Raw genomic sequence first — 21,470 nt, forward strand, 5'->3', positions numbered from 1 at the left:
ATCACACTAATCTACAGAAAAGTTTAGCATTATATATTTATGATGATTCTGCATACAAAAGAGCAGGATTAATTGGTTATGGTTCAGACATTTACATTGATGGTATCGCAAAAGATACTCAGTATTGCGCTAGTATCGTAAACAAAATATAGTATTTAGGGCGGTTTTATCGCCCTATTTTATATTTAAATGAGGTGAAACATGAAAATAAGTGAAGTTACAACAGAAACCGCAAGCGAATATTTAAGGTTGGACTTTGAAGAACCTTTATTGCCTATAATGTTAATTGGCGCAAAATCTTATATTAAGGCTTATACCGGAATTAAAGAAGATGTAGACTTAGACAGTAAAGAAGACCTAACACTAGCTTATTTAGCGCTTGTAAGTGATATGTACGACAATAGGAGCGCCACAGTAGAAAAAGACAAAGTAAATAAAATTGTAGATACAATATTAAACATGTATTGTGTTAATTTACTTTAAAGTAGGTGAGTAAATGCAAAATATAACATCTAAACTCAATTGTAAAGTTGAATTGTGGGGACTAGTACCTTTTGAAAATGAACTAGGCGAATGGGATACAGAAAAAAGGATAATTAAGCCTATTGTATACTGTAACATATCACCTAGTAGTGCTTCACAATCGAATAATAGTGGAGTTACAGAAATAATTACACATAACTATAAAATAACATGTAGGGTAAAGTCTATATTGATTCCTAAAGTAGATATGTTTTTTAAATTTAAGGGGCTGAAATATGAATTTAAATACTGGAATCCTGACTTTAAGAATAATGAATTTTTAGAAATATTTTGCGAGTTGGTGATTGAATAATGGCTAATATGGGATTCAATACGCATGAACTTGAAGAATTTGAAAAAGATTTATTAAGTATTGCATCAACTAAATTACCTAGAGAATCTAAAAAGTTTTTAAAGAAAAGTGCAACTAAACTTACAAAAGTTAATAAAAATACTTTTAAAAGTAGCGGAGCGGCGGCAGGAAGTGGAGCAACTGAATATGAAATGTTGAAAAGGTTTAAAGCTGGGAAAGTCTATAAATATAATGGTGATTTAAGCTGTAGAGCGTATTCAGGGCATCCATTAACGCATTTACTCGATTTGGGATTTATCCATAAAGGCGGCAGAGGTAAAAAAGGTGTAAAAAGCAGTAAAACTGGTGACGAAACATGGGTTGAAGGTTATCATTTTATGGACAAATCAAAAGATAGTTTTGATGATAGACATTATACAGATACCCAAAACTTTATAAATGATATGCTTAAAAAAAATGGGTTGTAATGCTATACTAATTGTAAAATATTAGTAAGGTGGGTTAAAATATGATGATAAAGTTTGGAAATAAATATAAAATAAGTTTATTCATATGTCTATTGGTATTGTCTTTAAATATTGTAGGTTGTGCTGACAAAAAAATAGAAAAATTGCCCAAAACTCAAATAACTGAAACTGTAAAATCAATAGTACCGACAATTATATTTCCAAAGTTAACAATAAAAAAAGATACTGACATTACATGGTCAATAATTGGAGAAGCTATAAACAAAGATACAGTAAAACATACCTATACAGCTACAATAACATTTTATGATAGTGAAAATAATATCTTGACAACAGGCGATGCTAGTTTGATAGATATAGGATCTGGAGAAACAAAAACATTTACAGATGATACAGATGTAGACATAAGCAAAGCAACATATAAAATACAAATTAATACAATAGGCGAATAACACTCTTAAGGGTGTTATTTTTATGCTTAAAAGAGGTGATTAATATTGTAACACTTATTGATATTTACAAAGCGATAATAAGTAAAATAACAGTAGCTTTAACAGATACAGAATTTAGTACAACTAAGTTTAGTAGTACAAGTATAGTCGAGGGTATAACTAGACCATCCCTATACTTAGACTTTCAAAATAACAAAACAAATAAATTTAACTACTACATCAAAGAGCGCAAATTATATGTTGAGCTTTTTTATTTTGCTACAATCCGAGACAATGCAAAGATAGAGCTTTTAAAAATTCATGATATATTGGAAAATGCTTTTCTTGAAGAGTTGCAAGTATTAGAAACCTTTTATTTCCCAGTTAGTGAAGTAAAATTTGATGTAAATAAAACAGATGGTTATTTGACATGTAGTTTTGAATTGTACAGTTTAGAGGAAATCGAAATGTTGGACTTAAGCGAATATATGGAAACATTAGAAGTTAACGCAAAAATAAATTAAAAGTGAGGTAATTATATGACTATTGAACAGCCAAACATTGATATTAGCTTTATACAAAGCGCTTATTCTTTTGTTGAAAGAAGTGCAAGGGGTAATGTGGCCCTAATAATTAAAGATGATACAGATGAAACGTTTATACAAAAGGATTACAAAACTATTACAGAATTAACAGCAGATGCAGCGCTATATACTGCGGAAAATTTGCAATATATAAAAGATACTATGCAAGGTGGACCATTCAAAACTACTGTATTTAGAATTGCAACCACAGAAGGATTTGAGAGTGCATTAACATTAATTGAGGGTGCTTTAACTACCGGATGGGTAGGATTCGCGGATGGACTACCGACAGATTATGCAACTTTAGCAACGTGGACTAAACAAATGGCTGCAAATAAAAAAACGTTCATGAGTGCAGTGTTTGCGCCTACAACACCACCTGCGAGTACAAATGTAGTTGAATTAGGAAATACAATGGTCAACTTTATGGATGCAAGAGGTGAAGTTAGTGGCGATGTGTTTATTCCTTCATTGCTTGGATATTTAGCAGGTGCAAATGTAGACAAAGGAACAACTTATTTGACTATGGGCAATCTAACAAGTGTAACAGTTCCAGAAGATGTTGATGCAGAGTTAAAGCTAGGTAAAATGGTGTTAATAAACGAAGATGATGCAGTTAAAATATCATTAGGAATTAATACGTTGACAGAAGTTACAGAGGACCTAACAGAAGATTTTAAGTTTATTGAAACAATAGAAGTTAATAACTTGATGCTAGACGATATTAGAACAGAATTTAAGAAGTGGATTGGAAAATATAAAAATATCTATGATAATCAAGTTATTTTCTTAAGTGCAATAAATAACTACTTTAAAACTTTAGAGGATGCTAATATATTGGATTCTAATTATGAGAATTTAGCGGAAGTTGATGTTGATGCACAAAGGGCGGTATGGGTTGCGGTTAATCCACTGGCGGTAGATTGGACAGATGCAAAAGTAAAAAGCCAAGCGTTTAAAAGACAATTATTCTTAAAAGCTAATGTAAAAGAGTTACAAAGTATTACAGATCTTAATTTTATTATTTCATTAGCTTAAAATAAATATAAAAGGGGTGATAATATGAGCGATATAACAAATAAGATATTAAATGGTAATAGTGGCCAAGCGTGGCTAGAAGGTTCCGCTATATTTAGTTTATCTAAAATAGAAGTTAAAATAACTGGAGATTTCAGTGAAATAAATCAATGCGGAGATATGGGAACGAGTTATAGCTACAATGGCTGGAAAGGTTCAGGCACAGTTTCCGTCAATAAAACAGAGAGTATGGGTATAACGCAAGTTTCCGCTGGTTTCAAAAGCGGCATAATACCGATTATAAAAATTATTACTAAGCTAGAAAATAAATCTAGTGGAAAATCTGAAAGGGCTGCAGTATATGGATTTTTTAGTGAATTTGATTTAATAAACTTTGAAGCCAAAGCTGATGCTAAAGAAGAAATACCTTTCACAGTAACGAATTATGAAGTAATAGAAACTATATAAACGAGGGGCCTTATGGCTCCTTTATTAATTAAAAGAAAGGGTGTAATTATGGGAAAAAAATTAACATTAGCAGATTTTGCAAAGAAAGCCACCGATAAATATAACAATAGAAAAATGACGATTGAAGTTGAAATAGAGGGTATGGGCGGAACGGTTACGTTTACTAGGCCTAGCCAAAATGATTTATTGGTTTATATGTCTAAAAACACAAAAGCGATAAAATCTGAAATTGGTGATAACGGAAAATCAAGGGTTGCTGAGATGGATTTTGTTTTAATGACGGATGCAGCGGTTACTTTAGTTTATAATTCATGTGCATTTTTGCATGATGCAGAATTTCAAAAGTCGCTTGGTGTAGTTGATCCTTATGATATTGTATTAAAAGTATTTAGTACAGACAAATTAATGGAAATTGCTAATCAAATTTCCGATGAATTTAATAATAACGATGAGGTAATCGAAAATATAAAAAACTAATACGGGGTGATAAGAACGAAGGTGGCGAATTATACTGGATTTCTTATTATCTCGAAAAAGGTTTTAAGCTTGAATATTTACTAAATTTAAGTGAAGAAAATAAAATATTTTATATTCAATCTTTAATATTCCAAATCGAATTGAAAAACAAGGAATACGAAAAGAAATGAGGTGAATAAATGAGTAGAACAATTAGCACGATATTGAGTATGCAAGATAAGATGTCTCCCAAATTAGTAACGGTAAGCGGTCGTGTAGCTGGTATGAGTACAGAAATGCAAAGAGCTAGTAGACATAGCGTAAATATGGCCAATAAGTTTGGTAAAAATATGATGGGCATGGCTGACAAGATAGTTAAAACTACTGTAAAATTTGCAGCGCTGGGGGCATTAATTGGTGCTGGAATTGTATTAAAAGTTGGCATAGAAGGATTAAAAGAATTAGATGAAGCAGCCGCAAAAGTAAAAAGTATCGCTGGTGCTAACTTAGAAAAGACTGCAATTAAAGCGGGTCTCTTACAAGCATCTAATACTACAGGAGTAAATACTACAGAGTTAGCTGATACACAATATAATGCTATTTCCAGCGGTGTTTCTACTAAAGATTCCCTAGCCGCATCAGTTAGTTCGTCAAAATTAGCAAAAGCAGGTTTTACGGATTCTAATAGTGCTTTAAAAATTCTAACAAGCACAATGAATGTATATGGTTTAAAAGGCCAAGAGGCAATGAATATTATTTCTGATAAATTGCTAATGACACAAAATCTAGGGGTAACCACAGTAGCAGAGTTAGGCGAGAGTATGGGAAGTTTAACACCTATAGCTAACAGTGCCGGGTTAAGCATAGATGAGTTACTAAGTGGTATGGTAGGTCTTACTAAAAATGGATTAAAAACAGATGAAGCAACAGTGAGTTTAAAAGGCATTATGACTTCTATAATTAAACCAACCTCAGACAGCGCCAAAATGGCCCAAAAGTTGGGTATAGACTTTAGCGTAGCAGGTTTAAAATCCAAAGGATTCGCTGGGTTTATGGAAGATGTTAAAAAGAAAACTGGCGGAAGTACTGAAAAAATGGCTGGGTTGTTTGGGAATGTAAGAGCGTTAAGTGGTGCGTTAGTATTAACTGGCGGTGGTTTGAAAGATACAGAAAATGCATTAGACAAAATGAAGGATTCCACTGGAGCAACCGACAAAGCATTTGAAATTATGGAAAATACTATGGGCGCAAAAATGGAGAAGCTAAAAAATAGGTTCAAAAATACTGCAACCTCTATAGTAGATACGCAAAGTGGTATGATGGGCAAAATAGCGGATAAAATGATTACATGGCTGAATGATAATGAGGGGAATATACAAAAATGGGTAGATGATACTGGCAAGGCTATTGTTAAAGTTTATGATGGATTCAAGAAAATAATTGATTTTGTTATAGAACATAAAACAGTTATCGAAGATTTTGGAGTAGCCTTTCTAAGTTTTTATGCTGCTATAAAAGTTACAATTGCATTGAGCACAGCAATGAACGGACTAAAGATTGCAGTCGCATTAACGGATGGAGTTTTTAAAATGACTACTTTTGGTAAAATCGTTTTAGGGCTCACTGCGGTAATTGCTGCAGTTATATTAGCAAAAAGACATTGGACCGAAATCAAAAAAGTGTTTGAAGACAATAAAACGGTGATAGGAGCAACAGCGCTTGTATTAAGCGTAATATTAGGTCCTGCTCTAGTAGCAATAGGGGCAAAAGCAACGTTAGCTGGGGCTAAAATTACTGTTAACTTTATTGGTGGGTTAATAAAATCTAGTGCGGCAATGATAGCAAATGCGGCAGTAATGACAGGAACGATGGTTTTAGCTATTACAAGTTTTATAGGCAAATTAGCTTTAAGTTCGGCAGCAATCGTCGGGCAAACCTTGTTACTAGTAGCGCAAAAGGTAGGTTTAATAAGTTCAGCAACCGCCTTAGATATTGCAATTGTAGCGCAAGCAGCATATAACGCAATATTATTAGCTAATCCAATAATTTTAATAATTGCAGGGTTAGTGGCACTAGGGATAGCAATCTATGAAGTAGTAAAACATTGGAAAGGTATATGCACATGGATAGGTAAAGCATGGGATTGGCTAACAAAATGGAACGGTACGAAAGCAGAAGATAAAGATACAACAGTAACTACAAAATATGTAAACGGAAGAGAAAAACAATATGTGCCTAATATACCAAAACACGCAACTGGCACAAACTATTCAAGCGCTGGGTTAGCCTTAATCCACGAAAAAGGTGGAGAAATTAGGAAATTATCAAGTGGCGAAACGATTATTCCGGCCGATAAATCAAAGCAATTAATAGACAAAGCTGGAAATGGCGACGTTAAAGTGTATGTAACCATACAGGGTAATGTTATGGGTAATGAAGAGTATGCAGATTATGTAGGTAATCATATCGGTTCTAAAATTAAATTAGCATTAGGAAACATGTAAGAGTGGTTATATAGCCACTCTATTTTATTTAAAAGGTGGTGGCTACAATAGCAGATATATTTTTTACAGATTTAGAGCGAAAAGCAATTCATCAATTACCAATTTTACCAGCGGTTATGCCACAGTTAAACGAATCGGCTGAAAACGAAGAATTTAGAAGTTTCAATAATGGTACTTATAATCTGTTAGGGAATGTAGGCCTTACTACATTTAATATAAGTAGTTTTTTACCAGAATATGCTGGTAAATATAGTTTTGCTAAAAGTAAAATGGATCCTTATCTTTTAATAAATATGTGGCGAAGTGCAATGAAATATAAAACGCCTTTAAGATGTATAATGCAACGAAGCAAAACAAGCAGCAGCCCAGAAATATTAAACTGGACCGTTACGGTGGAAAATTTAACCTGGAACGAGAATAAAACACACGATGTTGAGTATCAAGTAAGTTTTAAAAAGTACAAGGTGATAGAATGATTTATACAATGCGTGCTAGACAAAGTGGCAAATGGGTAGACATACTAACCAAAAGCAATAGTATAGCATGGGGAAGTGATAAAGACACACTAGCGGTAGATTTAAGCTTTAACAGTTTGACGGAGTTAACAGAAGGCACAATCTTAGAATTATTAATAGACTCAAGAGCAACCTTTATGGGTTCAGTTATTGAAAAAAATAAAACTAAAAATCAATTCAGTTACATATGCCAAGATTTTGCAAGAGTCATAGGGAAAAATGAAACTATTATACAATTTAATAAAATATCAGGCGATGCAGCTATAAAACAATTATGTGCTAAGTTTGGTGTAAAAGTAGATTGTGTTGTAATATCTACATTAATAAGTAAGATTTATAAAGATTTTACTTTAGCGGATATTATAGCGGATATTTTAGAACAGGCAGAACTGGAGAAAGGTTTAAAATATATAAAGGAAATGCGTGGTGATACACTTTATATACGCAAATTAATCGACTTGAAGATATATCCTTTGTTTATTTTGTCTAAAGATTTAGAAGTAAATTCTTCAATTGAAGAAATGAAAAACAAAATATTAGTTGTGTCCAGTGACGAAGACAATAATAGAATTTTAGCAAATGTAAGCGATCCAAAAAATATCAATACTTACGGAAGTTTTCAGGAAGTTTTGACCGTTGAAGCTAAAGATATTAGCAAAGCAAAAAATATAGCTAGTAATAGACTTAAAGAAGCCAACAGAGTGTTTAAAAGTACTAGTCTTAGCATTGCAGTTATTAGCAATTGCGAAGAAATAAAGGCTAATAGATTAATAAGTTTGAAAGTTGATAGCATGGGTTTGAATGGTTGGTATAGTATTAAAAGTTGTTCAAATATACTAGAAAATGGACTATGTAAATCCAATATTGTAATAGAGTGGTAGGTGAAATATGGGATACGATGTAGAAATGGCAATGGAACTAAAAAATAGAACAAATGTAAAAAGAACAGGAAACTTAAAAGGTGAAGTTTTATCCTTAGATCCTTTCAAAGTTGGAATTTTAAATAATACAGTATTTTTGCAAAAGGGAAATTGTAGCATATGTAGTAGTTTAAAAGAAAATTATACTAAAAATGCAACACTAGAAATTGACAGTTACACAGTAGGAGCAACCGCAACAGATAGTAGGGGCGATAGTATAAGCAGTATAAACGTACCTCTTAAAAGCGACTACAACGCAGTTATAACCTACAAAGATGTATTGAAAAAAGGTGATGATGTGCTAGTTATAAGCGATGCCTTAGGACAATATTTTTTTATAGTCGATAAAATCGAGGTGATATAAATGGCTAATAATATTTTACCATTTTTAGAAAATGAAGTAATTAATAATTATAGTGAGATTGTTGCAGATACAACTTCAAATGCAACTAGAGGGAAAAGCTTTAATTTTGATTTTGTAGCTGGTGATTTTGTTGTTGAAGATGGAAAAGTTGAGGAATTGACAGGAATTGAAGCTTTAAAAGTATATATAATAAAATTAATAAAAACTGAAAAATTCAAATTTAAAATATATGCTACTGGTGAAATTGATGAATATGGAATAACTCTAATGGATCTAATCCATTCAAATTATCCATATTTTTTTATTAAGTCAGAAATTCAAAGAGAAATTACAGAAGAGCTCTTAAAAAATACTGAAATATTAGGTGTAAAAGATTTTGTATTTACAAGAGAAAAAAGAACTCTTATAGTAGCGTTTACAGTAAATAGTATTTATGGTCCAGTAGAAAGTGAGGTGATATTCTAATGTCTGATACAAAAGAAGTTATACAAGCAAGGCTATTAGCTGAAATTGATGATACTTATGATAAAACAGAAGGTAGTTTTGTATATGATGTTGAAAAGCCAGTTGCAGTAGAACTAGAAAAATCTTATATAGCACAAGATTTAATAACTAATAGAGGTTTTGCAGATACAGCAACAGGAACATATTTAGAAAGAAAAGTAGGAGCTTATGGGTTATATAGAAAAATAGCAACAAATGCAACTACTACAGTAACCATTACTGGCACCACAGGAGCATTAATTACAATAGGTGATAAAGTAGCAACGGACCTAGTTGATTTTACCTTTACAGAGGATAAAACTATAGGAGAAACAGGAATAGAAACAGTTAATGTAATTTGCGATATTGCAGGAACTATAGGAAATGTACCAGTAGGTGCTATTAAATATTTTCCAGTAACTTTAGCTGGTTTAGTTAGTGTTACAAATGCTATTGCAATTACAAATGGATATATAGCAGAAACGGATAACGAATTGCGACAAAGATATTATGTAAAGGTACAAAATCCTGGAACAAGTGGAAATGTAGCAGCTTATATTGCGTGGTGTTTAAGTGTCACTGGTGTTGGTGGTGCTAAAATAACCCCTTTATGGAATGGAAACGGAACAGTTAAAGCAACTATAATTAATGGTAATAAAAGAGCTGCAGATGCTCAATTAATAACAGATATTGAAACATATATAGAAACAGTTAGACCGATAGGGGCTATAGTAACGGTTATTAGTGCCACAGAAAAGCCTATTAATATCATAGTAACATTAACTATAGATACAGATAATTATGTATTAGCAGATATTCAAACTTCAATAGAAACTATTTTAATAGATTATTTTAAAACTTTAGCTTTTACAGAAACTTATGTATCTTATGCAAAAATAGGAAATCTAATATTTGATGTTGCTGGAGTGTTAGATTATAGCGGTTTAACGGTCAATAGTGGAACAGCTAATATAACAACAGGCACCGAAGAAATAGCGGTCTTAGGTGGTGTTACACTTGGATAAAAATATCTTGTTAGGGTATATGCCAAAATATTATGCTACTAGCAAAGTTATAGAAAACTTAAATAATGCAAATGCAAAAGAATTAACAACTTTTAATACTAATTTAGATATAGTTTTAAATCAATTCTTTGTTTCTACAGCAGATTTTACGCTTGAAAGGTGGGAAAAAGAATTTGCAGTAGAAGTAAATAATAATCTTGATATAGAATTTAGACGTACAAGAATTAAAGCCAAAATGAGAGGTCAGGGAACAGTTACAGTATCATTAATTAAAAATGTAGCTGAAAGTTTTAGCAATGGATCCGTTGATGTGATTGAAGATGATATAAATTATCAATTTACTATTAAATTTGTAAGTACTTTAGGTATTCCACCTAATATGAGTGATTTACAAAAGGCCATAGAAGATATTAAACCAGCTCATTTAAAAGCTTTATATTCATTCACTTATAATACAAACAATGATTTAAGTACAATGACTAATGATATGTTAAATGGTTATACACACGATCAATTAAGAACACAGATATTTTAAGGAAGTGAGGTTATTATATGGCAAATTCTACAACAAATTATAATTTAAAAAAGCCATTAGGAAATGAAAACTATAATGTAGAAGATCAAAATGGAAACATGGATATTTTAGATGCACAGATTAAAATAGTTGATAATAAAGCATCAAATGTAACAGTACCAGTTACAAAAGTAAATAATAAAATAGGTGATGTAGTTTTAAATGCAGCTGATGTTGGAGCAGTTTCCACTGGTGATTTTACGTCACACTTGGCAAATAATTCGACGTATAGTACTTATAAATTAAATGTTGATGCCAATGGAATATTTACAGAAATACAATATAAAAGGCAAGATTCAACTTTGATATTAAAATCTATTTTAAGTGGTGGTATAAGTTCCTTATACACTACAAGAACTGAAACGGAATACTTAGCCGATGGAATTACTGTAAAAGCCACTAGAGTTTATAATATAACTTATATGGATGATAAAATTACGAGCGAGGTGTTGCAATAATGAATGATATGTTATTCCAACATGGTATAGGTACAAATGGGATTGAGAATTCCTATGATGATGGTTCTGATGGAATATTGAATACAATAGAAAATACTACTTTTGAATCATCATTAAATGGTGGAGCTATAGTTAAAAAATATCAAAGTATATTAATTAATATTGGTCATATAGTTACAGTATCAAATCCATGTCAAGGACTGATTTTATATTCACAAGGGGATGTAATTATTGACGGTAAAATAGATATGACTGCTAAAGGTGGTTATTGTAATAATGGCAGTATAACGCCCTTACCCATAGTTGCAAAAGACATAAACGGGTTAGATATTTTTAAAAAGTATAATCAAATAACTACTATACTTCAAAATATAAAAGGTGGTAATGGTGGTAATGGTGGCGATGGTGGTATTGGTAGATATACCACTTCTTATCCTACTGGTTATGCAGGAGCAGGTTCAATTGGTGGTGCATGTAGAACTAATCTAGGAGGTTTTGGAGGAGGCGGTGGAGGCGGTGGATTTTATCCTTATCCTGAAGGTGGAGGAGGCAGAGGCGGAGCAGGTGGTGGCATTCTCTATCCTGAGTTAGGTGGTGGAAGGTCTATAGTTGCAACTTGCTCTATATTCCATTCAAATTATTATGGTACTGCTTCCGCTAATGGTAGCAATGGTGCTGGTGGTGGTGGTGGACGAGCTGGACATTCTTCTATGAGCTCTCACACTAGTGATAGTAATGGCGCAGGAAGCGGAGGAACAGGTGGAAACTATTCAACAGTATTATCATCACAAATAGGAGATTTTACTGGTGGGTTTTTAGCAATAATAGCTAGAGGAAATATCATAATAAATGGAGAAATATCTGCAAATGGGGGTAATGGAGGTAATGGAGGCAACGGACATGATAACTATTCTGGCGGAGGTGGCGGAGGCGGTGGAGCGGGTGGCGGTGTAATCATGTTTCTTCATAAAGGTTCTTATCAAAACAATGGTACAGTTTCAGTTAATGGAGGTCTAGGTGGTTCAGGTGGAGTAAGAGTTGGAAGTTCTAATAGTACTAACGGTCTTGCAGGAACTTCAGGTTCATTAGGAACTATACACAATCAACAATTATAAGGGAGGTTAATTTTATGAAAGCTGTTTATATATATAATCCAAACTCATTAAAAGAAATTAGTTTAATTGAAAGAGCCAAAGAAGAGATGAAAATTTATGTAGAAGAAATTGAAGTTGTTGGCTTTGAAGTAGCTAAAACTAGATTTAATATTAGAGCCACTCCAGCTATAATATTCATTAGAGATGATTTACAGGGTATTAATTTACTTGATGAAGTAAATGGTAAATTGAGAATCGTTGGAGAATTATGTAAGGTATTACAAGAAGAAGAATTAAACATCCATCAAATGGATACTAACAGGATTGATAATTTAATTAATATAGAAGTAGCTAAAGGGCAAAACGAATTGATGGATGATATGATTATAAGGGGGGTGATTTAATATGTCTCCATTTATAGAAGCTTTAAAAAGACAATTTAAATTAGATAAAATTAAAATAGAAAAACTTGAGAGGTTAAAGAATGAAAAAAAAATTACAGAAGAAGAATACAATGAAATAATATTACAACCATAGGAATGCATTACAATAGGAAAATATTCTGATATAAAGATTAGAAAATCTCTAATCTTTATATTTATGCTATATTATGGTACTATTAAGTCGGAATCGTAAGATAAGACGGCGTAACAATAGTACTTTTAAAGGTATTTAATTAGGTATGATGAATCGTATGCTTGGATGACAAAAAAAGAAAGACATTGATTATAGTGTATTATACACTAACATAGTTATATTAATTTTCATGAAACCAAGGAATTTAATAAATTTAGAAAATCGAGAAAAACTTTCCCACAGTTTCGTTTATAGGAATCTCTGAAAATATAATATAAGTAGATGTAGTAGAATCTAAAGATGAAACGGAGTCAACAAACTCTTCGATTTCTGAGATAGATTCAACACTTAGTTTTAAGAGGATACAAGAATGACCAGCTATTCTATAGCAGAAAACTACACGCGGATGATTATAAATAAATTTTTTAAACTTTTCAAATTCACTATTTTTAAGATCGATTTGGATGATACATTGTATAGATAAACCCAAAGCTCCCTCATTTATTTTTATAGTATAACCTTCGATTATTCCCCTATCTTCCAATTTTCTTATTCTTTCTGTCACAGAAGGAGGAGATAGGTTTACTCTTTTAGATAATTCTCTAATAGATAAACGACTGTCTGATTGAAGTTCCATTAGGATTTTAATGTCTGTATTGTCTATTTTCATATGATAGGATTTACCTCTCTTTTCATTATATTTGAAATGTATTTGCTTTAAAAACAGTATCAAGTGGTAATGTAAATTCACATTTTATCTATTATAATATAATAAGTGTCAGTTATCAACTCAGAACTATTTTTTATTTAATATATATATGAAAGGATGCTTAAAATGAAAGATGTCAAAAGTTATGTAATTTTAAACAATGGAGTAAAAATGCCTTGGCTTGGATTTGGTACTTATAAGGCTGAAAATGGAGATACGGTTATTGAAGCAGTAAAAGAGGCACTAAGAATTGGGTATCGTCATATAGATACAGCCTCTTTTTATGGTAATGAAGTAGGAGTTGGCATTGCAATAAAAGAAAGTGGAGTGCTAAGGGAAGAAATATTTTTAGTAAGTAAGATTTGGAATTCAGATCAGGGCTATGAGAAAACTCTCCAAGCTTTTAAAACTTCTATTAAAAAACTCGGAACAGATTATCTTGATTTATATTTAATTCATTGGCCACAATCGTTAAATAAAGAAACTTGGAAGGCTCTAGAAAAGCTCTATAAAGAAGGTCATATAAGAGCTATAGGGGTGAGCAATTTTACAAGTAAGCATCTAAAAGATTTGCTAGAAGATGCTGAAATTATACCGGCGGTAAATCAAGTGGAATTTCATCCTCAGCTTGTTCAAAAGGAATTAATGGAATTCTGCAAAATACACAATATTCAGCTAGAAGCTTGGTCACCATTAATGAGGGGGAAGGTTTTTCAGATTCCACTTTTTCAATGTCTTTCAAAAAAATATAAAAAAACAATCTCTCAAATTGTACTAAGATGGGACTTGCAGATGGGAGTTGTTACTATTCCTAAATCAACCACTTTAACAAGGATAAAAGAAAATGTAGACATATTTGATTTTGAAATAAGTAAAGAAGATATGAATAAAATTGAGCAATTAAATAAGGAACTGAGGATAGGAATGAATCCGGATGAAGTTTATGCATATCCTGAGATAGTCAAAGGATAATATAGACAATGAAAATGAAAATGAAGTATAAAAATTAAAGACTGTAGTATTAATTGAAAGAGTCTTTGATTTTTGCGAAGATGTAATGTAGTTAGGTCGTAGTTTTCATATTAGACGTCACAAACAATAAAAGTTTGTGGCGTTTTTACTTGTGACGGCTTAGGAAAATATGGCGTCATAAGAGGTTAGAAAACTAGCCTCTTTTTTATATCTAAAAATACTAACATTAAATAAAAAATGAGGTGAAGATGATGAAAGAAAAACCGAATATAATTGAAACGGGAGTAGTTGAAGTTGAAGTTACAGCAAATTGGGGAACTGGAGAAGCAATTCAAATGAATAATGATGCTGATCAAATAAAGAAAGTTTAAAGTATAGTAAAAATGCAAACTAAAAAAGACTACCTAAAATAGTAGTCTTTTTTGAATTAGTAGAAACTGTATTTATATTGACCTCCACCTTGGACAATAAGATACCATCTACCACTTCCTTGCACTGTAATGTTCACTGGGGTTTGTGTATAATTCCCACCAAAATATGTGTACCTTTGACCTGATGTATATTTTCGATAATTATTACTATCTACGAGAAACACATCTGCGGTATGTTGCAACTCTACTTTAACAGATAAACTACCATTACTATCAGCATATGGGATTTGAGCCATAAGTAATCACCTCCTTCCATTGATAGTATTCTACAAAAATATGTAAAAACCTTTAAATATATACATAAAAACAGAGGAGGAGCACTATGTAAAACTAATTAAATAATCACATTAGGGCACTCGAAAGGGTGTCTTTTTCATGCGAAAATATAAAGAGAAAGAAGGTATAAATATGGACAAAGGAAATTCAATTAAAACAGTAATAGCGGTAATGGGGACATGTCTAACATGGTTATTCGGTGTGTGGGATACTGCGATAATAGTATTAATTGCATTTATGGTTTTAGATTACATAACAGGATTAATAAAAGCATATGTAAATAAAGAGATCTCATCCGACATAGGTCTGAAAGGTATCGCAAGAAAGAGTTTAATACTTATAGTTATTATTGTTGCAGTTTTGTTAGATAGATTATTAAACGCAGGTACATGGTTATTTAGAACCCTAATATGTTACTTTTACATTGCGAATGAGGGTATAAGCTTATTGGAAAATTGTGCTCAGTTGGGGTTACCCATCCCAGATAGATTAAGAGATGCGTTGGTCCAGTTACAGGCGGGCAATAAAAAAGGTGTAAAGGAGGATAAATAATAATGAGTAAAGATGCAATAAGAGGTGGCCATAATTATCAATCTACTGGAGCTCATGCTCTACTGGATGAAGTTACAGAGGATAGACTAGTAAAAGATGCTACAATTAAATATTTGAAATTAGCCGAAGATGAAACTGTGGATGCAACTCCTGGCAATTGTACACAATCTGTGGATTTGAAATTTGGAACAGACACTGCCAATAATGCTAAAGCAGACTTATATGTCCCAGAACATTTTAATAAAGCTTATGATAAATATGTAGGAGCAATAGGATCAGAGATATGGATTAATCCAGGTAATGCAAAATCCATAGAGGTTGGTACAAGGATATTGAATAATTTAGAGGCACTTGGCTTTAAAAATAGAGGTCTGAAAAACGGAATGACACAACATAGGTTACACGATATAAGGCAATCACATATGGCAGCAGTATTAGTTGAAACATGTTTTGTTGAAGCTACAGAGGATGTAAGGATATATAAATTGGTAGGAGCAGACAGAGTAGGGAAAGCAATAGCGGAGGGAATTGTAGGACATGCAATTAATATTGGAGCACCAGTTACTACAATAGAGACAGTTACTCTTATCGCAGTACCAAAAACTCGAGTTAATAACTCTATAGCACAATTACAAGCTGAGTTAAATAAACAAGGTGCTCATCTACTCGTGGATGGATTTTTTGGTCCTAAAACTTTAGCAGTATGCCCACTCTTAAGATTTGGAGCACAAGGCAATATCACTAAATGGCTACAAAAACGTTTAGCTTTTAAACTTAAACTTCAAGATGGAGATTTTGGCCCATTAACTAAAGGAGCAGTTAAAAACTATCAAGTAGCTCTTCGACTTTCAAGTGATGGAGTTGTGGGAAAAAATACTTGGGCGGCTCTATTGAGATAATAAAAGTTTAAGGAGGAATTATTGATGTTAGATAAATTGTTTGAATTTAGATTTATAATTATGGTAGTATTGGCAGTGATACTTTATGCTGCACTTGAGTGGCAGAAATTTAAAACAATCTCATTTGCTCTTATGCTGCAAGCAAAATCCAAAGCAAAGGATTTGATTTTAAAAAGTGGTAAAAAACAAGAGGATTGGGTGGTAAAAAAAGCCTATCAATATTTACCTAGAAAAATTACAATATTTATAAATGAACAACGGATGAGAAAAATAATACACTACTTATATATAAAGGCTAAAGACTTGGCAGATGATGGAGAAATGAATAATAGTATAGAATAATTGAAAAGACCTGAGGCTGGAGAATCTAGTTTCAGGTCTTTTTTGTTTTTTGGAGTAACTTGTCTATTTTAGTAAAATGTTATAAGATAAATACAGACATTTAAATAATATAATGGTGGAGGAAATAATATGGTAAATATAGATTGGAATAATTTGAACCAGGAAGATAAGAAATCACTCGAGAAAATAGGGATAGAAATAATAGATCCAGATAGAAGATATTGGTTTATAAGAACACAAGGGGGAGATTATTATGAAGATTTCAGAAATGAAGGATTTGTAGGAATTGAGTGGGATGAAGTTAGTGACTTAGAACTAATAAATGAGAAAAAAGAAGATGAGCTGAAATTACAAATTATAAAATACTACCCTGATACTGAAAGACCAGGTCATCCAGTAAATCAAATTTTAAGATTTGCGCATAAAATCAGAAAAGGTGACATTGTTTTAATTCCTAGCAAGGATTCCCATTGGATATCCATTGGTGAATTTACCGAAGAAAACATATATATTTATGAAGAAGAGGAAGAAGATTTTGAAAAAATTATCGAAAGCATAGATGAAGATTCAAAAAAAAGTATGCTTAAAAAAAGAAGAAAAGTTAAGTGGATTAAAGATGTAAAGGAAAAAGAATTCGACGCATATTTCCATAAAATAATTTATTCACATGGACCAGTTGTAGATGCTAATCCATATGAAATGTTTATTGACAGAGTGTTAAGTCCCTTACATATAAAAGGAAATAAAGCGTATGTAACATATAGAGTTAAAAAAAGAAGTGAAATTGCAGGTATAGATATAAGTGGATTCGTATATAAAAGTATTGAAATTTTAGAAGAATTTGGGTGTGGATGATCAAAGCGAGATATACAGTCTAAGATTAATGTGCAATCTCATGGAGATATACAATTAATTGGAGATGTAGCAAAAATATTTATGATTACATTTGCTACAATCTCTATAATAGGTGGTGAATTCTCTTTATTAGGTTATAAATATAAAACACCTGGATTATCTAAAATGTTATTAGAATGGATTGAAACTATAAACAAAATAAAGAGAGAGAATAAGCAATTGGCAGATGCAATTAGTACTGCTTCTACTAATCTTAATTTAAGGGCACCAGAGTTGAATAATGATGAAGTTGCTACGGAAGATAATGAAACAACTAGTGACAATGATGGTATAGAGACTGAAGAAGAGAATTAAATAAGCAAGCACTTAGTGCTTGCTTATATATTTGCTATATGGAGAATCAGTTTTAACATATACTAATAAAATAATGGTAGAAGTTAAAATAAATAAAAAATCTTTTAAATAAAATTTTTCAAATACTATTGTATGTTTCAAAGGAGGAATTAAACCAATGGTAAAATACTGAGCAATAAATATGAGTGAAAACACAAGTAAGTAAGATGAAGATATACTTATAAAATGTAATGTTGAATATATTGATTTTCTCATATTTTACACCTCCCTTTTAATATTATAATACAACAATATGATATATATTACAATAAGTTAAAATAATATTTCATGTTAATTATTACCATAGGTATATTCTTATATACAACAAAAGTCAATTTTATGTTATTTGTATATAGTGGATAAGCATTTATAAACATGAAAAATGGTTGAAATATTTAAGGGATGCCTCGGGGTTTTCTTATTTTATTAAGCAGGAAATTAAGGATAAATATAGAATAATATGTTGTTAGTGCACTATAGAGTTTACCTTAGCGTTACTAATAGTTATTTATACTAAATAAAGGAGAGTTTTTTGTGAATAGTGAGATAAAAGTGAAAAGATTAACGCCTCAGACAAAAAGGAGAATTTTTAATCTGTTATTTAGAAGGGTACCTCTAATTCCTGCTATGGAAATATATGATTTGTTAGAGGAGGCAAGACTTTCAAGAGGTTCTTTGGATGGCAAAATTAATGAAGCATATGAATCACTTAAAAGTACATCTGAATTGATACATGAATTGGAATTAGATTTACAAGAAAGGACTAATAAAGTTTCCTTGCTAAGGGCTGAATACGAGAAATATTCAAGGCTTGCTGAAATAGAGGAAGAAAAAGCTATGCCAATAATTAACCAAATAGAACTTTCTTTAGGAAAAGGTAAAAACAGGGATGTGATTATAAACATCATTATCAGTTTTGTAGTTGGAGGAATTATATTTATATTAGGAATTTGGTTAGGACCAAAGTTAACAAATTTGTTTGGCATTAAATCATAATAATAAAAAGTTTAGCAAAATCAAGAACATGCTAATGCTTTTAATGAGGTTATGGTATGTTTTTTTAAAAATCGTATGGGCGAGCTGTTGGTTTATTTTACCCCTTCCAATTTCATTAAAATGCTATATAATAAAGGGAACATATGTTTTGGAGGGGATAACTTGAAAGTTATAGCAAAGCCCATAGAAGTAGTGGTCTGGACCGATATCAGAGGTAATATACATCCTGTAAGATTTAAGATCACCAACGAGGACGAAAGCAATTTTGTAGTTAAAATAGATAAAGTTATTTGTGTAGATAAAGAAAAGCTAGCAGGCAACAATATGCTTGTGTATAAGTGCCAGAGTGTAATTAATGGATTGGATAAGCTCTATGAAATTAAATATGAGTTAAGCAGCTGTAGGTGGATATTATTTAAAATTTGAGGTTTAAACATATTACTATCTAAAATAAAAATGCTGCACTCAGGGGGATCCCAGTGCAGTATTTTTATTATAAGCTCTTTAGTTAACAAAACAAAAATTAAGGATAACTAAATTATAGACTATTTTAAAATTTTTATTCACTGCATACATTAAAATAAAGGAATATAAATATAGAATGCGTTTGTAGGTAGATTGGTGAATAATATGAGAATTAGACGACGCAACTATTGAAATTGAAAACACGAACAATGGTCTTTGAAAATTGAATAATACGGTATTGAAAAATCAAAATATTTACCACGTTTTACAAATAATAAATAATTATACATGTAAAAATATGCTATAATTACTATTAGTTAAGACGACATCGTAATTTATGATGGATTAAGTAGTTTTTTTTATTGGTGATAATATATAAACAATGGAAAATGAAAGAACTAACTATTAGACATCTTCAGAAATATATAAAAACACTAATATACCTTTTATACATATGTTGTACCATAAAATTCCATTAATTATAAGACTTATAATTAATATTGAACTAAGTTAATAATTTAAGGAGATAAATAATTATGAAAGAAAAACTACATTCTATATTATTAGTTATTACGATAATAACATTGCTTATTATTAGATACATAGCATATAAAAATATATCTAATAATTTGCCTGTAACAGCAATCACAGATATTGCAATGATAGCACTAATAATACTTGCTACATTCAAAAAACGAAGCAATAAATAGTAAATTATTGAACTGCAAAAGGATAGAAACGCGGCTAAAATATTAGCAAGAAGAAACTGCTTCCATTTTCTTCTATGGGGTTTGGACAGTCGCCTAAAAAAAGGTAATAAAGCAGAGACATGGCTAGAATGACCTGTTTGATTAAGATTTAAATGAGAATAATTGAGTAGGAATGTTTATTGTGAAGTTTGGTTTTTACATTTATTAGTTGCAGGTACGACCCCATTGTAAAATATGGAAGCGTATGCGGACAGATTTTACTTGCTACTCATACTGACCCTGATGACTAGGTGGTTGGACTTCTGGGTGTATTTGTTAGTGCTTCTCAATGGATAAGTGTTGTAATTGGAAGTATTGTTGGAACATATATAAAGAAAAGAACCCTTAGCCATAATAAATAAGTCGTAATTTTCATATAAGACGTCACAAATAATAAAAATTTGTGGCATTTTTACTTGTGACGACTTAGGAAAACATGCGGATATAAAGATTAATATATCTCTAATCTTTATATTTATGCTATATTATGGTACTATAAAGTCGAAATCGTAAAATATGATGTATTATACATTTGCTAATCATAAAAATAATTAATACACAGTATCTTTGAGGGATGTAATCATGCCTAAGAGGATTTATTCCGTGAAAAAGCGTAAACTTAACGAAACAATACCCAAGAATACGTATTTGATGAAATGAAGGTTTTCATAGGATTTATGTAAAAAGTTCATTTCAAAACAATGGTATAAGTATATAAGATAAATGAAGTCAATTGCTGCAATAAATTGAACTCTTAAAAATGAAGGGAGAAATTTATCATATGAAAAATATTGAATTTGATGAAATGATGCAAAATAGTGAAATAAAGCATGGTGTGAAGGAACTAGAATTTAAAGATTGGAAAAATTTTAGGGATCTCATAGATAAATATTTTTTGGAGTTTAATCATTATATTTGGAGAGGACAAAGAAATGAAAAATGGAAACTTGAAACAACACTATCAAGGCTGTATACAGAGGTTAAAAATGATAATCATATAACAGCTAGTGAATTTTGTAGTGGGCATTTGAAGAGATTTAAATTATCGACTAGAGGAAAA

The 21,470-nt window shown here is 31.3% G+C and carries 32 protein-coding genes and 1 pseudogene; 30 read left to right on the forward strand and 3 right to left on the reverse strand.

What is annotated here, in order from left to right; all coding sequences use genetic code 11:
- Window positions 1-201 precede the first annotated feature (201 nt).
- From ACJAX4_RS11590 to ACJAX4_RS11680, 19 genes are all read left to right on the forward strand, one after another.
- Complete coding sequence (locus tag ACJAX4_RS11590; RefSeq protein WP_435789618.1) at window positions 202-483, forward strand: head-tail connector protein; 282 nt, start codon at window positions 202-204, stop codon at window positions 481-483.
- 13 nt (window positions 484-496) lie between these two features.
- A complete protein-coding gene (locus tag ACJAX4_RS11595; RefSeq protein WP_435789619.1) occupies window positions 497-835 on the forward strand; it encodes a phage head completion protein in 339 nt (112 codons plus the stop codon).
- A complete protein-coding gene (locus tag ACJAX4_RS11600) occupies window positions 835-1,302 on the forward strand; it encodes an HK97 gp10 family phage protein (protein WP_435789620.1) in 468 nt (155 codons plus the stop codon). Before ACJAX4_RS11595 ends, ACJAX4_RS11600 begins: the two co-directional genes overlap by 1 nt.
- A 41-nt stretch (window positions 1,303-1,343) precedes the next feature.
- Window positions 1,344-1,754, forward strand: a complete 411-nt coding sequence (locus tag ACJAX4_RS11605; RefSeq protein WP_435789621.1) for a hypothetical protein — start codon at window positions 1,344-1,346, stop codon at window positions 1,752-1,754.
- Between the two features lie 35 nt (window positions 1,755-1,789).
- On the forward strand, window positions 1,790-2,257 hold the full coding sequence (locus tag ACJAX4_RS11610) for a phage tail terminator family protein (RefSeq protein WP_435789622.1): 468 nt from the start codon (window positions 1,790-1,792) through the stop codon (window positions 2,255-2,257).
- A 15-nt stretch (window positions 2,258-2,272) separates the two neighbouring features.
- The gene (locus ACJAX4_RS11615) at window positions 2,273-3,355 is read left to right on the forward strand and encodes a phage tail sheath C-terminal domain-containing protein (protein WP_435789623.1); all 1,083 of its coding nucleotides are present in this window, start codon (window positions 2,273-2,275) and stop codon (window positions 3,353-3,355) included.
- Window positions 3,356-3,379: 24 nt separating this feature from the next.
- Entirely contained in the window at window positions 3,380-3,802 is a 423-nt protein-coding gene (locus tag ACJAX4_RS11620) for a phage tail tube protein (protein ID WP_435789624.1), read from the forward strand.
- 48 nt (window positions 3,803-3,850) lie between these two features.
- On the forward strand, window positions 3,851-4,279 hold the full coding sequence (locus tag ACJAX4_RS11625; RefSeq protein ID WP_435789625.1) for a hypothetical protein: 429 nt from the start codon (window positions 3,851-3,853) through the stop codon (window positions 4,277-4,279).
- Window positions 4,280-4,458: 179 nt separating this feature from the next.
- Window positions 4,459-6,762, forward strand: coding sequence for a phage tail tape measure protein (locus ACJAX4_RS11630; protein WP_435789626.1), 2,304 nt, complete (start codon window positions 4,459-4,461; stop codon window positions 6,760-6,762).
- A 38-nt stretch (window positions 6,763-6,800) separates the two neighbouring features.
- Window positions 6,801-7,238: a hypothetical protein gene (locus ACJAX4_RS11635; RefSeq protein WP_435789627.1), complete on the forward strand. Its 438-nt coding sequence runs from the start codon at window positions 6,801-6,803 to the stop codon at window positions 7,236-7,238.
- Window positions 7,235-8,158: an XkdQ/YqbQ family protein gene (locus ACJAX4_RS11640; protein WP_435789628.1), complete on the forward strand. Its 924-nt coding sequence runs from the start codon at window positions 7,235-7,237 to the stop codon at window positions 8,156-8,158. Before ACJAX4_RS11635 ends, ACJAX4_RS11640 begins: the two co-directional genes overlap by 4 nt.
- A 7-nt stretch (window positions 8,159-8,165) precedes the next feature.
- Window positions 8,166-8,561, forward strand: a complete 396-nt coding sequence (locus ACJAX4_RS11645; RefSeq protein WP_435789629.1) for a DUF2577 family protein — start codon at window positions 8,166-8,168, stop codon at window positions 8,559-8,561.
- Window positions 8,562-9,026, forward strand: coding sequence for a DUF2634 domain-containing protein (locus tag ACJAX4_RS11650; protein ID WP_435789630.1), 465 nt, complete (start codon window positions 8,562-8,564; stop codon window positions 9,024-9,026).
- Complete coding sequence (locus ACJAX4_RS11655) at window positions 9,026-10,069, forward strand: baseplate J/gp47 family protein (RefSeq protein ID WP_435789631.1); 1,044 nt, start codon at window positions 9,026-9,028, stop codon at window positions 10,067-10,069. Before ACJAX4_RS11650 ends, ACJAX4_RS11655 begins: the two co-directional genes overlap by 1 nt.
- Window positions 10,062-10,604: a putative phage tail protein gene (locus ACJAX4_RS11660; protein WP_435789632.1), complete on the forward strand. Its 543-nt coding sequence runs from the start codon at window positions 10,062-10,064 to the stop codon at window positions 10,602-10,604. The genes ACJAX4_RS11655 and ACJAX4_RS11660 overlap by 8 nt, the downstream gene beginning before the upstream one ends.
- A 17-nt stretch (window positions 10,605-10,621) precedes the next feature.
- The gene (locus tag ACJAX4_RS11665) at window positions 10,622-11,101 is read left to right on the forward strand and encodes a hypothetical protein (protein ID WP_435789633.1); all 480 of its coding nucleotides are present in this window, start codon (window positions 10,622-10,624) and stop codon (window positions 11,099-11,101) included.
- Window positions 11,101-12,216: a hypothetical protein gene (locus ACJAX4_RS11670; RefSeq protein WP_435789634.1), complete on the forward strand. Its 1,116-nt coding sequence runs from the start codon at window positions 11,101-11,103 to the stop codon at window positions 12,214-12,216. Before ACJAX4_RS11665 ends, ACJAX4_RS11670 begins: the two co-directional genes overlap by 1 nt.
- Window positions 12,217-12,230: 14 nt before the next feature.
- Window positions 12,231-12,599, forward strand: coding sequence for a hypothetical protein (locus tag ACJAX4_RS11675; RefSeq protein WP_435789635.1), 369 nt, complete (start codon window positions 12,231-12,233; stop codon window positions 12,597-12,599).
- A 1-nt stretch (window position 12,600) separates the two neighbouring features.
- Window positions 12,601-12,732 carry a hypothetical protein gene (locus ACJAX4_RS11680; protein WP_435789636.1) on the forward strand — a complete coding sequence of 44 codons (132 nt, stop codon included), beginning with the start codon at window positions 12,601-12,603 and terminating at the stop codon, window positions 12,730-12,732.
- 253 nt (window positions 12,733-12,985) lie between these two features.
- Here the strand turns inward: ACJAX4_RS11680 and ACJAX4_RS11685 are convergent, their stop codons facing one another.
- Window positions 12,986-13,441, reverse strand: a complete 456-nt coding sequence (locus ACJAX4_RS11685) for an Lrp/AsnC family transcriptional regulator (protein WP_435789637.1) — start codon at window positions 13,439-13,441, stop codon at window positions 12,986-12,988.
- Window positions 13,442-13,606: 165 nt separating this feature from the next.
- On the opposite strand from ACJAX4_RS11685, the gene ACJAX4_RS11690 reads away from it, so the two are divergent.
- Together ACJAX4_RS11690 and ACJAX4_RS11695 are read left to right on the forward strand one after the other, a co-directional pair.
- Complete coding sequence (locus tag ACJAX4_RS11690) at window positions 13,607-14,452, forward strand: aldo/keto reductase (RefSeq protein WP_435789638.1); 846 nt, start codon at window positions 13,607-13,609, stop codon at window positions 14,450-14,452.
- Between the two features lie 248 nt (window positions 14,453-14,700).
- Complete coding sequence (locus tag ACJAX4_RS11695) at window positions 14,701-14,823, forward strand: hypothetical protein (protein ID WP_435789639.1); 123 nt, start codon at window positions 14,701-14,703, stop codon at window positions 14,821-14,823.
- Between the two features lie 56 nt (window positions 14,824-14,879).
- Here the strand turns inward: ACJAX4_RS11695 and ACJAX4_RS11700 are convergent, their stop codons facing one another.
- On the reverse strand, window positions 14,880-15,119 hold the full coding sequence (locus ACJAX4_RS11700; protein ID WP_435789640.1) for a DUF1883 domain-containing protein: 240 nt from the start codon (window positions 15,117-15,119) through the stop codon (window positions 14,880-14,882).
- A 172-nt stretch (window positions 15,120-15,291) separates the two neighbouring features.
- Here ACJAX4_RS11700 and ACJAX4_RS11705 point away from each other — a divergent pair, with 172 nt between their 5' ends.
- The 5 genes from ACJAX4_RS11705 (at window position 15,292) to ACJAX4_RS11725 (ending at window position 18,161) form a co-directional block, all read left to right on the forward strand.
- Window positions 15,292-15,711, forward strand: a complete 420-nt coding sequence (locus ACJAX4_RS11705; protein ID WP_435789649.1) for a phage holin family protein — start codon at window positions 15,292-15,294, stop codon at window positions 15,709-15,711.
- A 2-nt stretch (window positions 15,712-15,713) separates the two neighbouring features.
- Entirely contained in the window at window positions 15,714-16,610 is an 897-nt protein-coding gene (locus ACJAX4_RS11710) for an N-acetylmuramoyl-L-alanine amidase (protein ID WP_435789641.1), read from the forward strand.
- A 24-nt stretch (window positions 16,611-16,634) separates the two neighbouring features.
- Window positions 16,635-16,952: a hypothetical protein gene (locus ACJAX4_RS11715; protein ID WP_435789642.1), complete on the forward strand. Its 318-nt coding sequence runs from the start codon at window positions 16,635-16,637 to the stop codon at window positions 16,950-16,952.
- 129 nt (window positions 16,953-17,081) lie between these two features.
- Complete coding sequence (locus tag ACJAX4_RS11720) at window positions 17,082-17,807, forward strand: hypothetical protein (protein WP_435789643.1); 726 nt, start codon at window positions 17,082-17,084, stop codon at window positions 17,805-17,807.
- 81 nt (window positions 17,808-17,888) lie between these two features.
- On the forward strand, window positions 17,889-18,161 hold the full coding sequence (locus tag ACJAX4_RS11725) for a hypothetical protein (protein WP_435789644.1): 273 nt from the start codon (window positions 17,889-17,891) through the stop codon (window positions 18,159-18,161).
- A 12-nt stretch (window positions 18,162-18,173) separates the two neighbouring features.
- On the opposite strand, the gene ACJAX4_RS11730 is transcribed toward ACJAX4_RS11725, so the two are convergent.
- Window positions 18,174-18,416, reverse strand: coding sequence for a hypothetical protein (locus tag ACJAX4_RS11730; RefSeq protein WP_435789645.1), 243 nt, complete (start codon window positions 18,414-18,416; stop codon window positions 18,174-18,176).
- A 318-nt stretch (window positions 18,417-18,734) separates the two neighbouring features.
- Between ACJAX4_RS11730 and ACJAX4_RS11735 the strand changes: the two genes are divergently transcribed.
- The 4 genes and pseudogenes from ACJAX4_RS11735 to ACJAX4_RS11750 form a co-directional block, all read left to right on the forward strand.
- Window positions 18,735-19,196 (forward strand): hypothetical protein, encoded by a 462-nt coding sequence (locus tag ACJAX4_RS11735; RefSeq protein WP_435789646.1) that lies wholly within the window; start codon window positions 18,735-18,737, stop codon window positions 19,194-19,196.
- A 162-nt stretch (window positions 19,197-19,358) separates the two neighbouring features.
- Window positions 19,359-19,622, forward strand: a complete 264-nt coding sequence (locus tag ACJAX4_RS11740) for a hypothetical protein (protein ID WP_435789647.1) — start codon at window positions 19,359-19,361, stop codon at window positions 19,620-19,622.
- Window positions 19,623-20,197: 575 nt separating this feature from the next.
- On the forward strand, window positions 20,198-20,371 hold the full coding sequence (locus ACJAX4_RS11745; protein WP_435789648.1) for a hypothetical protein: 174 nt from the start codon (window positions 20,198-20,200) through the stop codon (window positions 20,369-20,371).
- Between the two features lie 820 nt (window positions 20,372-21,191).
- A pseudogene (locus ACJAX4_RS11750) lies at window positions 21,192-21,470 on the forward strand (hypothetical protein); the annotation flags it as partial.

Source organism: Clostridium sp. (assembly GCF_051278035.1).
GTDB lineage: Bacteria > Bacillota > Clostridia > Clostridiales > Clostridiaceae > Clostridium_AD.

Bases quoted from the DNA above. Each gene is read 5' to 3' on its own strand.
- ACJAX4_RS11670 (WP_435789634.1), top strand. From the start codon at position 11,101: ATGAATGATATGTTATTCCAACATGGTATAGGTACAAATGGGATTGAG.
- ACJAX4_RS11625 (WP_435789625.1), top strand. From the start codon at position 3,851: ATGGGAAAAAAATTAACATTAGCAGATTTTGCAAAGAAAGCCACCGAT.
- ACJAX4_RS11725 (WP_435789644.1), top strand. From the start codon at position 17,889: ATGATTACATTTGCTACAATCTCTATAATAGGTGGTGAATTCTCTTTA.
- ACJAX4_RS11640 (WP_435789628.1), top strand. From the start codon at position 7,235: ATGATTTATACAATGCGTGCTAGACAAAGTGGCAAATGGGTAGACATA.
- ACJAX4_RS11715 (WP_435789642.1), top strand. From the start codon at position 16,635: ATGTTAGATAAATTGTTTGAATTTAGATTTATAATTATGGTAGTATTG.
- ACJAX4_RS11695 (WP_435789639.1), top strand. From the start codon at position 14,701: ATGATGAAAGAAAAACCGAATATAATTGAAACGGGAGTAGTTGAAGTT.
- ACJAX4_RS11600 (WP_435789620.1), top strand. From the start codon at position 835: ATGGCTAATATGGGATTCAATACGCATGAACTTGAAGAATTTGAAAAA.
- ACJAX4_RS11590 (WP_435789618.1), top strand. From the start codon at position 202: ATGAAAATAAGTGAAGTTACAACAGAAACCGCAAGCGAATATTTAAGG.
- ACJAX4_RS11595 (WP_435789619.1), top strand. From the start codon at position 497: ATGCAAAATATAACATCTAAACTCAATTGTAAAGTTGAATTGTGGGGA.
- ACJAX4_RS11705 (WP_435789649.1), top strand. From the start codon at position 15,292: ATGGACAAAGGAAATTCAATTAAAACAGTAATAGCGGTAATGGGGACA.
- ACJAX4_RS11675 (WP_435789635.1), top strand. From the start codon at position 12,231: ATGAAAGCTGTTTATATATATAATCCAAACTCATTAAAAGAAATTAGT.
- ACJAX4_RS11745 (WP_435789648.1), top strand. From the start codon at position 20,198: ATGAAAGAAAAACTACATTCTATATTATTAGTTATTACGATAATAACA.
- ACJAX4_RS11690 (WP_435789638.1), top strand. From the start codon at position 13,607: ATGAAAGATGTCAAAAGTTATGTAATTTTAAACAATGGAGTAAAAATG.
- ACJAX4_RS11720 (WP_435789643.1), top strand. From the start codon at position 17,082: ATGGTAAATATAGATTGGAATAATTTGAACCAGGAAGATAAGAAATCA.
- ACJAX4_RS11710 (WP_435789641.1), top strand. From the start codon at position 15,714: ATGAGTAAAGATGCAATAAGAGGTGGCCATAATTATCAATCTACTGGA.
- ACJAX4_RS11615 (WP_435789623.1), top strand. From the start codon at position 2,273: ATGACTATTGAACAGCCAAACATTGATATTAGCTTTATACAAAGCGCT.
- ACJAX4_RS11665 (WP_435789633.1), top strand. From the start codon at position 10,622: ATGGCAAATTCTACAACAAATTATAATTTAAAAAAGCCATTAGGAAAT.
- ACJAX4_RS11730 (WP_435789645.1), bottom strand. From the start codon at position 18,416: ATGAGAAAATCAATATATTCAACATTACATTTTATAAGTATATCTTCA.
- ACJAX4_RS11630 (WP_435789626.1), top strand. From the start codon at position 4,459: ATGAGTAGAACAATTAGCACGATATTGAGTATGCAAGATAAGATGTCT.
- ACJAX4_RS11650 (WP_435789630.1), top strand. From the start codon at position 8,562: ATGGCTAATAATATTTTACCATTTTTAGAAAATGAAGTAATTAATAAT.
- ACJAX4_RS11605 (WP_435789621.1), top strand. From the start codon at position 1,344: ATGATGATAAAGTTTGGAAATAAATATAAAATAAGTTTATTCATATGT.
- ACJAX4_RS11645 (WP_435789629.1), top strand. From the start codon at position 8,166: ATGGGATACGATGTAGAAATGGCAATGGAACTAAAAAATAGAACAAAT.
- ACJAX4_RS11700 (WP_435789640.1), bottom strand. From the start codon at position 15,119: ATGGCTCAAATCCCATATGCTGATAGTAATGGTAGTTTATCTGTTAAA.
- ACJAX4_RS11680 (WP_435789636.1), top strand. From the start codon at position 12,601: ATGTCTCCATTTATAGAAGCTTTAAAAAGACAATTTAAATTAGATAAA.
- ACJAX4_RS11685 (WP_435789637.1), bottom strand. From the start codon at position 13,441: ATGAAAATAGACAATACAGACATTAAAATCCTAATGGAACTTCAATCA.
- ACJAX4_RS11655 (WP_435789631.1), top strand. From the start codon at position 9,026: ATGTCTGATACAAAAGAAGTTATACAAGCAAGGCTATTAGCTGAAATT.
- ACJAX4_RS11620 (WP_435789624.1), top strand. From the start codon at position 3,380: ATGAGCGATATAACAAATAAGATATTAAATGGTAATAGTGGCCAAGCG.